Below are 12274 nucleotides of genomic sequence, written 5' to 3' on the forward strand. Positions count from 1 at the left end.
CACCGCCTCGGAATCTCTGGACGCGACGGCTGACTTCGCGATCTATGCTTTCTCGCTCTTGGCGGAGAAAAGCTCTGCAGCCCATGCTATGAATGCTTGGACGATGGGCGATCCATAACGGTGGTGCGGGTAAAGGATCGAAACCGGCACCGACGGCGGACGCCACCGCTGAAGCACCTCAACCAGGCTGCCATCCTGCAACTGCTTCTCGACCAGTACGCCTTGCAACTGTGCCAGGCCGTATCCCTTCATGCACAGCTTGATGTACAGCTCGGTCTCATTGACGGCGACCGAGCCCTCCACTGGTACTACCTGTCTCTTCCCATCAGCTGAGAAGAGCAGGCTGCCACCGCCCCTCGAACCAGAGGAAAAATGGTGGACTGCGCGGTGCCCGGCGAGGTCTTCAAGTGATTGTGGGACGCCATACACCTCCAGATAGCTTGGTGCGGCGCAGGTGATCCAGCGGAAGTTCCCCAGCGGCCGGGCTACGAGGCTGGAGTCTTCCAGCGGCCCGGTCCGGATCACGCAGTCCACACCCTCCTGGACGAGGTCGACCGGCCGGTCACCCACGCCGATCATCAGATGGACCCCGGGATACTGACGGCGAAAGCTGTCCAGGTTCGGGAGGAGTATCGAGTGCGCGAGGCCGCCTGGCATGTCGATCCTCAACCGCCCCCGCAGGCCCTGTGGCGACGACTTCAGGCCGGTTTCCGCCTGTTCGATCTGGTTGAGGATCTCGCGGCACTGCAGGTAGTAGCGCTCGCCTTCCGAAGTGGGGCTGACGCTGCGCGTGGTCCGGTTGAGCAGGCGGACGCGCAGGTGCTTTTCCAAGCCCTTGATCAAGCCCGTGACGGTGGAGGGGGGCATGGAGAGAGCCTCGGCGGCACGCACAAAGCTCTTCGCTTCTACCACCCGCACGTACGCCTGCATCGCCAGAATCCGATCCATTTCGCTTCCACCCTACAGTTGACGGTCACCTCGATCCTGATTATGCGCGTTCTACGAATAATAAAAACGAAGAGCATGGATTTTTCGCAGGGTCAGCGGGGCATAGAGTTCACGCCATTCCAGAAATCGACCTTGCCCCAATGAGCACCCTCCCGCGAGACATTCTTCAGCAACCGACAACCGCAGCGGCCGAAAAGACGCTCATCCGTGGCGCAACCATCATCAGCATGGACCCGGCTGTGGGCAACCTCGTGAAGGGCGACATCCTGGTCTCCGGTCGGACCATCACTGCCGTTGGCGAGAACCTCAGCGCCGAGGACGCGTTCGTCATCGATGCCAAGGACATGATCGCCATCCCGGGCATGGTGGACTCCCACCGCCACGCCTGGGAGGGTCAGCTGCGCCGGATCAACTCCAACGCCGAGACCTTGGAGCACTACTCCAACGCCACGCATTTCTCGTTCGCCAAGCATTACCGTCCGCAGGACATGTATGTCGGCACCTTGCTGTCCGCGCTGGGCGCAATTGATGCTGGCATCACTACGGTCATCGACAACTCCCACAACAGCCGCACAGCCGCGCACTCCGATGCATCGGTTGAAGCTCTGCTCGATGCCGGCATCCGTGCGCTGCATGCATCAGGCGCTCCCGTGTCCGGCACTTGGGACCGCGCGCATTGGCCGGGAAACCTCGCCCGCCTGCAGGAAAAGTACTTCAAGGACCCGGCCAACGACCTGGTCACATTGGCGACCATGGCCAACATCGAGCCGGAGCTCTGGGCCGAAGCACGCCGCCTGGGTATCCCGATCGTCACCGAGTTCTTCGGTGAACAGATGGGCGCCCAGCTCCCTCAGTTGCATGCGCAAGGGCTGCTGGGCCCGGACAACATCTTCAACCACTGCACCTGCCTGAAGGATGAGGGCTGGGAGATCCTTCGCGATGCCGGTGTGCACATCAATGTCTGCCCGCGCTCGGATGCCCACTACGGTATCGAGGATGGCATGTTCGCCTGGGATGCGGCGGTTCGGCACGGGCTGCGACCCGGCTTCAGCGTTGACAACGAGACGTCCTACAGCGGCGACATGTTCATGGAAATGCGCGTGGCCTATTACCTGGAGCGCGTGCTGCGCGTCAATGCACGTCCCCCGCGTAGTGCCGGCACCCCACAGGATCCGCTCAATTCCCACCGCCTGCTTGAAGCCGCCACGCTTGATGGCGCGGCCTGCGCAGGGCTGCAGGACAGGATTGGCAGCCTGACGCCGGGCAAGCAGGCCGACATCGTGCTGTTCCGCACCGGCGACATCAACCTGTATCCGTCCAACAATGCGTTCGGAACAGTGGTGCATGCGGCGGAGCGCAGCAACATCGACACCGTGATGGTCGGCGGCCGGGTGCTGAAGCGGGGCGGCGAAATGTGCGGCCTGGACATGGGCAAGTTGCGCGCTGCGGTGGACGAATCCTGCGCGCACCTGTTCTCGGCTGCCGGCTACACGCCGGACGTGTTCGGCACTTCCTTCCCCGTTCTAACCAATCACTGAGAGTAAACATGAACAGCTTCGGTGCCTGGGCCTTTCCACTGGCAATGGTTGCGGGAATGGCCGTCACATTGCAGACCACGTTCAATGGTCAGTTGGCAAAGGGCCTGGGCGGCGATCCTGTTGCAGCCGCCATCTTCTCCTTCATGGTGGGGCTGTTGTCGCTCACTCTCGTCGGTCTCGTACGGGGCAACACCCTCGGCCTGCTTGCAGGCATCCCGGCGCAGCCGGCCTGGGTGTTGCTGGGCGGAGTGATGGGCGCATTTGCGCTGCTCAGCAACGTCATCCTGGTGCCCCGTATCGGCATGGCCGCCCTGGTGGGGCTGGTGATCGCCGGGCAGCTGCTGTCTTCGTTGGCCATCGACCATTTCGCATTGATGGGTTCTGCCCATCGTCCCGTCTCCCTCATCAAGCTTGCAGGCGCGCTGGTCATGCTGGCCGGACTTGCAATCTCGCTGTTTGGAGATCGCTGGTCCAGGTTGCTTGTGTGATTGCTCGAGGAACGGTGCAGGCGGCCGCGCGCTCGAACCCTGGCTTGACCGAAAACGTCCGCTTCTGGCCGAAAGCAGACACCCCGAGAGGGGGCTGCGCACTGCATCCTGTGCGATTTATTGCACAGCTTTATGTGCGCCAAAGCTTCTTGCTTTGTTGGGACACCTGCTTATCTTCCTCTCTTGCGCGAGGAGCCACTCATGTACTATTCAGTCGCCAAGCGACTTGCCAACCTAAAAGATTAGAACATGACCGTTGCTAAGGACACGATGTCGCGCATGCAGAGCTTGATCGTGGGCGCGGAATTGATCCACACGAATGCTATCGCTCTGTACTCGGAGGCACAGACTCTTGGGAAAAGCGGTGCCTTCGCCCGCGCCGCTACACTCCACCAAATTTCGATGGAGGAGTGTTCTAAAGTGGACATTTTAGGTGGCGCGGTTGTATCGATCCTCACAGGGAACGACTTCAATGAGGCTCAGCTCACGAGGAGCTTTCGCGACCACAAAGTAAAGAACCACGCAAACGCGTACAACGCAGAGCCAACGGACGAAGAACGATCTGCACGCGAGTGTCGCGACTGGGATGCCGCCCGCGCGGAATTCAAAAAGTTCCAGGACAAATTTCACAAGGAAATGAACGAAATAAAAAACACAGGGTTGTACGTAGACTATAAGGACGGCTCTTTCAGCGCTCCAATTAATACTATTAACGAGGAAATTGCCTCTGCATGCATGTACTTAAATGCGGACTTCCTCCGCCGAGGGGAGGGTTTTATTCGCTTACTAAAGCGAATCGAGGCGGATCCAGGGCGATTCGCGATGGTGGCAAGAGCTTTCTTAGACAATACTGAGGCAATGGACTTTAAGGGCCAGTTGAACGATGAGGCCATCATCGAGACCATTGTTGAACAGATGCGCCTGCAGCTTGAAAAACACCCCGAAACTGGGAGCTAGTTCTTAATAGGATGAGTGGCTTCTTTCATCGAGAGGCATGTGCGAAATCGCAACTCACTTCTAGAAGAAGATCATTAGTCTCGCGACGGCATTGCCCGAAACGCATCATCGGCGTCTGCACCTTCGTACTTCCCAAAGCGGATCAAGGCTTCACGCAGCACGTGCCCAGTCAACTGAGAAGCGACACGCCGATCGTCTGCAAATGACTTGAGACGGTCAACATGGTTGCCATGCAGCACTTGAGAGCGTCCATATTCGTAAATGCGCTTGATGAGACCCTCCATAGTCATGCTGAGCGCCCCGGACGTAACGACACTGCCTCGTTCGGCATTGATGAAATTGCATGCCATTTGAATAATGCCTTCCTTCTTACCGACGTACGAGAGGACATCGAGAGCCGTACCGATCTTCGCCAGCGCTACCGCATCGTCAGGCTCTCTGCATCCCTCGGCAAACCAGTTGAGTGCCGTCGCCCATCGTGCAGACAACTTTGGATGCGTTGCAGTGCGTTCGCTCAACAGGCCGTCCACTACCTTTTCAATAGCCCTCCGATGGCTGTTGACCTCCTCTGTCACGAACGAATTTTGGCGTGGTCCCATTTTATGGCGCAGATTCATATTGCCTGAGATTTCCAGATATCCGTCAACCTCAAACAGCGTACGACTGTCCAATGGACTCAAACGTTCATCGTAAAGACTCTGGCGCTGGAACACCTCGATACTCTGATGCAACAGAGAAACGGCGTCGAGACAGGTCTTGCTGACGATCCTGGCCAACTTGCGGGAGTACTCCATCTCAAAGCCGACCACGGGGACGACGATCACTGCGTCACAGGTGCCGAGCGCCTCCTCGATTTCATGCAATAAATTTGTTGTGCGACTTGCGCTCGGTCGAGGCGCACTACCAAGGAGAGCGTCCTTCCAAGTCGGATCGAGGACTTCATCGTCAATGCCGGAGTCTATCTCCACCAACTTCAGCCAGCCTCGAATATCGGTGATGATAAGTGGGCCAAGTGAGAAATACTTATTCGCTACGAAACCCGTCGTCCATGCTGGAAAATAGTGCGTAACGCGTCCTGCTGCAGTTTCGATGCTCGTGTCTAAAATATTCTTCAGTACTCGCTTGCTTGCGCGCAATAACTGCTCGTCGTCGCGACTCAAAAGACCATCAGCGAACGCATTTGCAGTCACGCGCCGCAATTGTTTGGTGAATTCTGGAAGTTCAATTCGTGTGGCCGACGGACTTCTACTTTTATGGAGCAACCTCGCCAACCTGTGCAGGCTTGCGAGCGCTGATCGAGTGAAGTGACACTGCTGACCATTGGTTGTTGTTACAAAGCTCGGGAAGTCGAACTCCTCGCTCCAATCGAAATCGACGCTTCCGCCGTTCGCTCTCTCAAGTTCGGCTAGCAATAGCGCCAGCTCTTCATCAACGGACAATGTACTCATTCGGGAAGCCGCGCACGGTACGGCGCGATCTTAACGAAGCCATCTTGATTCAATCCAACAATCTTGGAAGTCAGCGCGTACTGGTTCAAATAGATCTTAACAGGACGGTCGGTCTCAGCCTTCGCCCATTCGCGGGCGAAACCGTGGGCAACCGCATCCTTTTCCCCATCCGAACGAAATTCAAGGTGGGCATGCCGGTAGTGCAAGCCTAGGACTTCAGCGTCATCGCCCCCCCCGCACGCCAAGATCAGCTCGCGCTCGGCTCCCGTAGTGAGTGATTTGAAGTCTTCCAATGCGAGAGGTGGCAGTTCGTCAAACCACTTGACGCGACGTTGCTCGCGGCTGAGAAGCACCCTATCCGCAACTGCATCCATCACCTGTCGCAACGCGGCGATATCCCTGCCCTGCTGACTTGCCTGATCGCGCAGTTCTCGGATGACCCGCTCCCTGGACGCCACGACATAGAACAGCACCACACCAAGGAGTATAAGAACCAAGATTTCGACTAAGCCAGCCATAGCCCTCCCCTCCATAGACGTGACAAGTCTAGCGGCTTAACCGGCCAACACCACACCACACTGAAGTTGACAGGATGCAGTAGACAGGCCCGCCCTCACCGCGTGTCCGCTTCTTGCCGGAAGGGGGCATTTGCCAAAGCTTAGGCTTGGGGAGCAGATATCCAATTCTGGATCTACGGACTCTTATCGGGGGTAGCGAAGGCCAGTTTCCGACCCAAAGGGGCATTTAAGCCAACATCTCGCCTAGCCGACGCATCCAACCACGAACTTCGCCATCGGGATCACGCTCTTCCAACATGGCTGCTGTCATGCAAGGGAACGCATGCTGAGCCAACTTTCTCTTGGCGTTGGAGTCTTTAAGCGGACTGCCTACGCCAGCGTGGGCGACAAAAGCCTCCCCGAAGACCTTTGGAACAGCTTTGCCCGCCATGGGGTGATCAGTGACTTCAATCTCAAATCCGAACGCGAGCGCAATTGCGTCCTTGTGCAAGTAGCTCTCAATCTCATGCTTGGTTGTGACGACAGCCCATGACCCGTCCCCACGGTCATTGACCTGCTGCGCGCTTAGGGCATATGCCGGGACATCGCCGTCGTAGATGTGCACCTCCTGCTTGCCTAGGCCCCGCAGGTAGTGGTGATTGACCCAGTGCTCCAGCGTTCCACCGCCTAGGACAACAAATGCAAGTCGCTCATCGGATGAAAGATTTGGCAGGCTGGAGTCGACCTCGTGGAGCGCTTTGGAAAGGGCTTTCAAGGCTAGTACATCGGTTGGACCTTCGACGCACACTAGTACCTGGACCCGGCTGTCAGGCGTTACGCCCAATGCTTCAGCCACCTTACCGAACACGTCGACCCCCGACTCAACCTGCGGCTTCTTCGTGTCGGAGTGGCGAGAGATGTAACGAATGCTCTGCTGGGGTAGCGCCGAGGCAAATCCGGGACTGTGAGTGGTCAATATGACCTGACAGCCGGGGTCTTCTGACAACACCTTGAAGGAGTCGATGAGAATCCGTTGGTTGCTGGGGTGCTGAGCCGTCTCTGGCTCCTCGATCGCGTAGATGATGCTGCGCTTGGTGCTGGTTTTGAGCCGTCGCTCCGCTTCGGCTTTGAAGAAGCTCACCAGCACAAGCCGCCTGACGCCGCTGCCTCGCTTGTTCAACGGTATGCCATCGTCGGTGCTCAAGCCGAGCGAAAACAGTCCCTGCCACTTGGCGGCGGTGGGAGGGCTGAACTCTGGTGTAAGTTCGCTGGCAAGGTTGGGATCGATCGTGGTCAAAGCTCTGTGCGTGTTCTTCGCAATCTCTTCGGCCTTCTCGCGAACCTTTGTTTGGATTCGAGCAATGTCATCTTGGACCTCTGCAATGGCAGCAGCGACGGCTGCCTTCATCGGGCTTTGGACCTCGCTGTCCGAGTCCCGACTGCTCCGATCACTTTGGAAGAGAGCGAACATCGGCAAGTGAGGCTCAATCTGGTCCCAGATACGTTTGACGTCCTCCTTGGACTTGCCGACCGCGATTGCGACCTCTTGAAGCTTGAGGTCGCCAGCGGCCGCCCAAAGTGCGCGGCGCATGCCAGGGTTGCCCTTCAATGCAACCGCCAAGCCAAGATCTTTCACCCTCTTCTGGAGCTCCTTCTCCTTCAATTCCAGCAGGTTGTCGTAATTGGCCGCAGTGGGGTGAAACGCAAGCACCAGCACTTCTGCGGATGGCTTCTTGCTGGTGCAGTCGTAGGTTTTACGAATTTTCAGCCGGCCGTCCAAGGTCAAAAGATACTCATCGGCCAACGTGGTATCTGCCCCCGCGTCTAACGTCAGTGTTGGCGGAAGCTCCGAGAACTCACACGTGATCGAAACGGTCTTGTCTACGCTGTGAACATGAGCATCTCCCTGCTCCATGGCCACCACGTCTGCGTTGAAGAATATTTCCAGCGCTTCCAGAATCGCTGACTTGCCGATGTCATTCCGGCCGACAAAAGTAGTCAAGTCGTCCAGTTCGACCCGGATCTCATCCCCATAGCAACGAAAGTTGGTAATGCTGATTGCTTCCAAGCGCATATCTTCGCTCCCCCTGAGCGCCTTCCATGCAGCCAAGCCAGCCGCCACTAGATAGTGCCTCGAGGCTGCGGAAGCGGCAACCGAGGCAATCTGAGGGCCTGAGCAAGGGCGCTAGCCTTCGGCACCTAAGATGGCCCGCTAGTCTTAACGCTTCATTCTCACGAATGCGTTCTTGGCTGGCCAAACAGGCGTACGCTCTCAGCTGGTTCCGCAGTTCCCTGAACTGTCGAATCTGGGAACCCACCCTGAAACTACAGTTCGGCATAGTTCGTACTCATGCGATTCGCCATAGTTGGTGCCTACAGCACTGACTTTGCCAAAGCGTCCATTTCCGCGAGGAAAGGGCTCTGACCCCGAACCCCGCGTTTTGCACTACATTGGTGCAATGTCCGACCCCTCTCCCCCGCCGTCCCTCGATGCCCTGGGCACGCCGCTGGCCTGGGCCGGGGCCGATGGCTGCATCGCCGGCTGCAATCCGGCGTTCGCCCGCTGGCTGGGCGTCAGCGCCCGGCGACTGCTGGGTCGCCCATTGGCCGCGCTGGAAGTGCAGGGCGAGGCACTGGCCCATTTCCTGGCCCGCGATGAGCGCGACAGCCTGCGCTTGAACCGGCTGGCGCTGGCGGTGCCCGGCGAAGCGCCGCGCTTCGCCGAGGGCTGGATGAGCCGGCGCGACGATGGCGGCTGGTTGCTGGAGGCGCATCCGGTCGATGAATTCCCCGGGCTGGACCCGACCCAGGCCCTGCCCAGCGCGCTCAGCGCGGCGCTGAAGGGCTTGGCCCACGAGCTGCGCAACCCGCTGGCCGGGTTGAAGGGTGCGGCCCAGCTGCTGGCCCGGCGCGCCGCACAGCGCGAGGCCAGCGAACGCGAGCTGATCGAGCTGATCGGCTCGGAGATCGAACGTCTCAACGGCCTGCTCGACCAGCTGCTGTCGCCGGCCCCGGCCGCACCGCACGCCGAACTGAACATCCATGCCGCGCTCGAACGCGTGCTGCGCCTGGCCGAGAACGAGGCCGGCTGGGCGGTACGCCTGCAGCGTGACTACGACCCCAGCATTCCCGAATTCCATGGCGATGCCGACCGCCTCACCCAGGCGGTGTGGAACCTGGTGCGCAACGCAATCCAGGCCGGTGCCGGCAGCATCACCCTGCGCACCCGCGTGGAGCATGGCGTGCGCATCGCCGAGCAGCTGCACACGCTGGCGTTGCGCCTGGAGATCGCCGACGACGGCCGTGGCGTACCGGAGGAACTGGCCGAACACCTGTTCCTGCCCTTGGTGAGTGGCCGCGCCGAAGGCACCGGGCTGGGCCTGGCGCTGGCCCAGCAGGTGGCGCGCGAGCATCGCGGCACGCTGACCTACCGCTCGCGCCCGGGCCATACCGTGTTCACCCTGCTGTTGCCGATCGGCAACGGCGCCGCCCCGGCCGAGGAGGCCCCGCGCGATGTCTGAGTTCCCCACCACCGCGCAGCGCATCTGGGTAGTCGATGACGATCGTGCCGTGCGCTTCGTGCTGTGCACCGCGCTGCGCGAGGCGGGCTACCAGGTTGTCGATTTCGACAGCGCTGCGGCTGCCCTGCAGGCCCTGGGCGAAGGCGCGCCGCCGGCGCTGCTGTTCACCGATGTGCGCATGCCCGGCGACGATGGCCTGGTGCTGCTGGACAAGCTCAAGGCCGCGTTGCCGCAGCTGCCGGTGGTCGTGATGTCGGCCTATACCGATGTGGCCAGCACGGCCGGTGCGTTCCGCGGCGGCGCGCATGAATTCCTGTCCAAGCCGTTCGACCTGGACGATGCGGTGGCATTGGCGCAGCGGGTACTGCCGGCGGTGGCGCCCGCGCTGGCCGCTCCCAGTCCCGCCACCGAAGCGCCCAGCGACCAGCCGCCGCAACTGGTGGGTGATACGCCGCCGATGCGCGCGCTGTTCCGCGCCATTGGACGCCTGGCGCAGGCACCGCTGGCGGTGCTGATCACCGGCGAGACCGGCACCGGCAAGGAGCTGGTGGCCAATGCGTTGCATCGCGAATCGCCGCGCGCGCAGGGTCCGTTCGTCGCGCTCAATACCGCTGCAATCCCATCCGAGCTGCTGGAAAGCGAGTTGTTCGGCCACGAGGCCGGTGCCTTCACCGGTGCGCAGCGCCGCCATATCGGCCGCTTCGAGCAGGCCAACGGTGGCACGCTGTTCCTTGACGAGATCGGCGACATGCCGCTGCCGTTGCAGACCCGGTTGCTGCGCGTGCTGGCGCAGGGCGAGTTCTTCCGCGTCGGTGGCCGCGAACTGATCCGCGTCGACGTGCGCGTGGTGGCCGCCACCCACCAGGATCTGGAGGGACTGGTCGCGCAGGGGAAGTTCCGCGCAGATCTGCTGCACCGCCTGGACGTGGTGCGCCTGCAGCTGCCGCCACTGCGCGAGCGCCGCGAGGACATCGCGCAATTGGCCAGCACCTTCCTGGCTGCCGCCGCACGCAAGCTGGATACGCCGCCGAAGCGCCTCACCGCCGCGGCCCTGCAGGCGCTGCGCGAGCACGACTGGCCGGGCAATGTGCGCGAGCTGGAGAACGTGTGCTGGCGGATGGCCGCGCTGGCCGCCGCCGACACCATCGGCGTGGCCGATGTCGATACCGCGCTGAACCGCGCGCGTGGGCGCCGCAGCAGTACCAGCGCAGCCGATCCGGGGCAGTGGGAAGCGCTGCTGGCCGAATGGGCGCGCCGCCAGCTGGCCGAAGGTGTGGAAGGGCTGCATGCGCAGGTGCGCGAGCGGGTCGACCATGCGCTGCTGGAAGCGGCGCTTCAGATTACCCATGGCCGCCGCGCCGAGGCCGCTGCCCGCCTGGGCCTGGGCCGCAATACGCTTACCCGCAAGCTGGGCGCCGGGCGCCGCCGCGGGGGCCATTGAACGGTCCCTGCACGCGATCCTCGCACCGGCTTGCCGAACCGTTGATCGTTCATGGACGATGCCGTCCGTAGTGTCACCTGCAAGGAGTCTTCGATGCGTCTGTCCTTTGCCATCCTGCCGTTGTCCGCCGCCGTGCTGCTGTCTGCCTGTGGCAGTGCACCGAAGAAGGCCGAACCCACGCCGCCACCGCCGACCGTGGTCAGTGCTGCGAAGCAGGGCGAGGCCAATCTCGCGCCGGCCTCGGCCAGCATCGTCAGTGGCCGCATCGCGCTGATGGTGGAGCCCGGTGGCATCCACATCACCGGCCTGGTCGGTGGCCTGCAGCCGATGCAGCAGGCCGGCTTCCACATCCATGAGCGCGGCGACTGCAGTGCGGTGGATGCCAGCAGTGCCGGCAATCACTTCAATCCCGGTGGCGCTGCGCATGGCCGCGCCGGCACCGGCAAGCACCACCTGGGCGACATGGACAATCTGCGTGCCGATGCCCAGGGCCGCGCCAACGTCGATATCCACGTCAAGGGGGTTACCCTTGGCGGAGGCGCCGCCACCGATATCGCCGGACGCGCACTGGTCGTGCATGCCAACGCCGACGACTATCGCAGCCAGCCCGCCGGCAATGCCGGCGTCCGCATCGCCTGTGGCGTGATCCGGGTCGTCCGCTGATCACTGCAGGCATCATCGAGGGAGAGATTCCAATGCGTCTGATCCACACTTCGCTGTTTGCGGCCATCGCCGCGCTGGGCCTGGCGGCCTGCAACCAGCAGCCCGCCGCGCCGCAGACTGAAACCCCGCCGGCCGCGCCGGCTGACGGCGCCACCACCGAACCGGCTGCAGCGCCGGCACCGGCGGCTGCACCGACGGGCGATGCTTCGGCAACGGCCGAACTGGCACCGACCCAGGGCAACGAGACCAAGGGCAGCGTCACCTTCAAGGTGGTTGATGGCAAGGTCCACGTGACCGGCCAGATCACCGGCCTGAAGCCGGGCAGCGAACATGGCTTCCACATCCACGAGAAGGGCGACTGCAGCGCGCCGGACGGCATGAGCGCCGGCGGCCACTTCAACCCGGGCAAGCAGGATCACGGCAACGTCGCCACCGATCCGCACCACGGCGGCGACATGCCCAACATCAAGGCCGACGACAAGGGCGTGGCCACCATCGACGGCCCGGTGTCGAGCAACGTCAACATCGGCAAGGGTGATGACTTCGACATCATCGGCCGCGGCCTGATCGTCCACGCCGACGCGGACGACTACAAGACCCAGCCGACCGGCAACGCCGGCGCGCGCCTGGCCTGTGCGGTGATCCAGAAGGCCCCGTAAGAAACAAAGAACGCCGGCGCAAGCCGGCGTTTTTCCTGATGGGTAGTGCCGGCCGCTGGCTGGCAATCACAGATCCGGAGGGTGCCGGCCAGCGGCCGGCACTATCCACAGATC

General features: G+C 61.6%; 11 protein-coding genes. 7 read left to right on the forward strand and 4 right to left on the reverse strand.

The features are described 5' to 3' along the window. Positions 1-42: 42 nt before the first annotated feature. Positions 43-948: a LysR family transcriptional regulator gene (locus PEM_RS19100; RefSeq protein ID WP_115875143.1), complete on the reverse strand. Its 906-nt coding sequence runs from the start codon at positions 946-948 to the stop codon at positions 43-45. 140 nt (positions 949-1088) lie between these two features. Between PEM_RS19100 and PEM_RS19105 the strand changes: the two genes are divergently transcribed. The 3 genes from PEM_RS19105 (at position 1089) to PEM_RS19115 (ending at position 3931) form a co-directional block, all read left to right on the forward strand. Further along, positions 1089-2486 carry an amidohydrolase family protein gene (locus PEM_RS19105; protein ID WP_032959369.1) on the forward strand — a complete coding sequence of 466 codons (1398 nt, stop codon included), beginning with the start codon at positions 1089-1091 and terminating at the stop codon, positions 2484-2486. 8 nt (positions 2487-2494) lie between these two features. Next, positions 2495-2974 carry a DMT family transporter gene (locus PEM_RS19110; protein WP_115875139.1) on the forward strand — a complete coding sequence of 160 codons (480 nt, stop codon included), beginning with the start codon at positions 2495-2497 and terminating at the stop codon, positions 2972-2974. Positions 2975-3223: 249 nt separating this feature from the next. Beyond that, a complete protein-coding gene (locus PEM_RS19115) occupies positions 3224-3931 on the forward strand; it encodes an AbiV family abortive infection protein (RefSeq protein WP_075675695.1) in 708 nt (235 codons plus the stop codon). Between the two features lie 74 nt (positions 3932-4005). Here PEM_RS19115 and PEM_RS20380 read toward each other — a convergent pair whose 3' ends face one another. From PEM_RS20380 to PEM_RS19130, 3 genes are all read right to left on the reverse strand, one after another. Further along, complete coding sequence (locus PEM_RS20380; RefSeq protein ID WP_162911606.1) at positions 4006-5379, reverse strand: hypothetical protein; 1374 nt, start codon at positions 5377-5379, stop codon at positions 4006-4008. Beyond that, the gene (locus PEM_RS19125; RefSeq protein WP_119706155.1) at positions 5376-5897 is read right to left on the reverse strand and encodes a hypothetical protein; all 522 of its coding nucleotides are present in this window, start codon (positions 5895-5897) and stop codon (positions 5376-5378) included. The genes PEM_RS20380 and PEM_RS19125 overlap by 4 nt, the downstream gene beginning before the upstream one ends. A gap of 226 nt (positions 5898-6123) precedes the next feature. Beyond that, the gene (locus tag PEM_RS19130) at positions 6124-7950 is read right to left on the reverse strand and encodes an ATP-binding protein (RefSeq protein ID WP_119706156.1); all 1827 of its coding nucleotides are present in this window, start codon (positions 7948-7950) and stop codon (positions 6124-6126) included. A 385-nt stretch (positions 7951-8335) separates the two neighbouring features. On the opposite strand from PEM_RS19130, the gene PEM_RS19135 reads away from it, so the two are divergent. The 4 genes from PEM_RS19135 (at position 8336) to PEM_RS19150 (ending at position 12160) form a co-directional block, all read left to right on the forward strand. Continuing rightward, positions 8336-9397, forward strand: coding sequence for an ATP-binding protein (locus tag PEM_RS19135; RefSeq protein ID WP_005420952.1), 1062 nt, complete (start codon positions 8336-8338; stop codon positions 9395-9397). Continuing rightward, positions 9390-10838, forward strand: a complete 1449-nt coding sequence (ntrC, locus tag PEM_RS19140; protein WP_111127186.1) for a nitrogen regulation protein NR(I) — start codon at positions 9390-9392, stop codon at positions 10836-10838. The genes PEM_RS19135 and ntrC overlap by 8 nt, the downstream gene beginning before the upstream one ends. 93 nt (positions 10839-10931) lie before the next feature. Beyond that, the gene (locus tag PEM_RS19145; protein WP_065178703.1) at positions 10932-11501 is read left to right on the forward strand and encodes a superoxide dismutase family protein; all 570 of its coding nucleotides are present in this window, start codon (positions 10932-10934) and stop codon (positions 11499-11501) included. Between the two features lie 32 nt (positions 11502-11533). Continuing rightward, positions 11534-12160, forward strand: coding sequence for a superoxide dismutase family protein (locus tag PEM_RS19150; RefSeq protein ID WP_053497798.1), 627 nt, complete (start codon positions 11534-11536; stop codon positions 12158-12160). Positions 12161-12274: the final 114 nt, after the last annotated feature.

The organism is Stenotrophomonas sp. Pemsol (genome assembly GCF_003586545.1).
GTDB lineage: Bacteria > Pseudomonadota > Gammaproteobacteria > Xanthomonadales > Xanthomonadaceae > Stenotrophomonas > Stenotrophomonas sepilia.

What these genes read in the sequence shown, in the direction of transcription:
- PEM_RS19135 (WP_005420952.1), top strand. Translation starts at nt 8,336, where the DNA reads ATGTCCGACCCCTCTCCCCCGCCGTCCCTCGATGCCCTGGGCACGCCG.
- PEM_RS20380 (WP_162911606.1), bottom strand. Translation starts at nt 5,379, where the DNA reads ATGAGTACATTGTCCGTTGATGAAGAGCTGGCGCTATTGCTAGCCGAA.
- PEM_RS19100 (WP_115875143.1), bottom strand. Translation starts at nt 948, where the DNA reads ATGGATCGGATTCTGGCGATGCAGGCGTACGTGCGGGTGGTAGAAGCG.
- PEM_RS19150 (WP_053497798.1), top strand. Translation starts at nt 11,534, where the DNA reads ATGCGTCTGATCCACACTTCGCTGTTTGCGGCCATCGCCGCGCTGGGC.
- ntrC (WP_111127186.1), top strand. Translation starts at nt 9,390, where the DNA reads ATGTCTGAGTTCCCCACCACCGCGCAGCGCATCTGGGTAGTCGATGAC.
- PEM_RS19115 (WP_075675695.1), top strand. Translation starts at nt 3,224, where the DNA reads ATGACCGTTGCTAAGGACACGATGTCGCGCATGCAGAGCTTGATCGTG.
- PEM_RS19130 (WP_119706156.1), bottom strand. Translation starts at nt 7,950, where the DNA reads ATGCGCTTGGAAGCAATCAGCATTACCAACTTTCGTTGCTATGGGGAT.
- PEM_RS19105 (WP_032959369.1), top strand. Translation starts at nt 1,089, where the DNA reads ATGAGCACCCTCCCGCGAGACATTCTTCAGCAACCGACAACCGCAGCG.
- PEM_RS19125 (WP_119706155.1), bottom strand. Translation starts at nt 5,897, where the DNA reads ATGGCTGGCTTAGTCGAAATCTTGGTTCTTATACTCCTTGGTGTGGTG.
- PEM_RS19110 (WP_115875139.1), top strand. Translation starts at nt 2,495, where the DNA reads ATGAACAGCTTCGGTGCCTGGGCCTTTCCACTGGCAATGGTTGCGGGA.
- PEM_RS19145 (WP_065178703.1), top strand. Translation starts at nt 10,932, where the DNA reads ATGCGTCTGTCCTTTGCCATCCTGCCGTTGTCCGCCGCCGTGCTGCTG.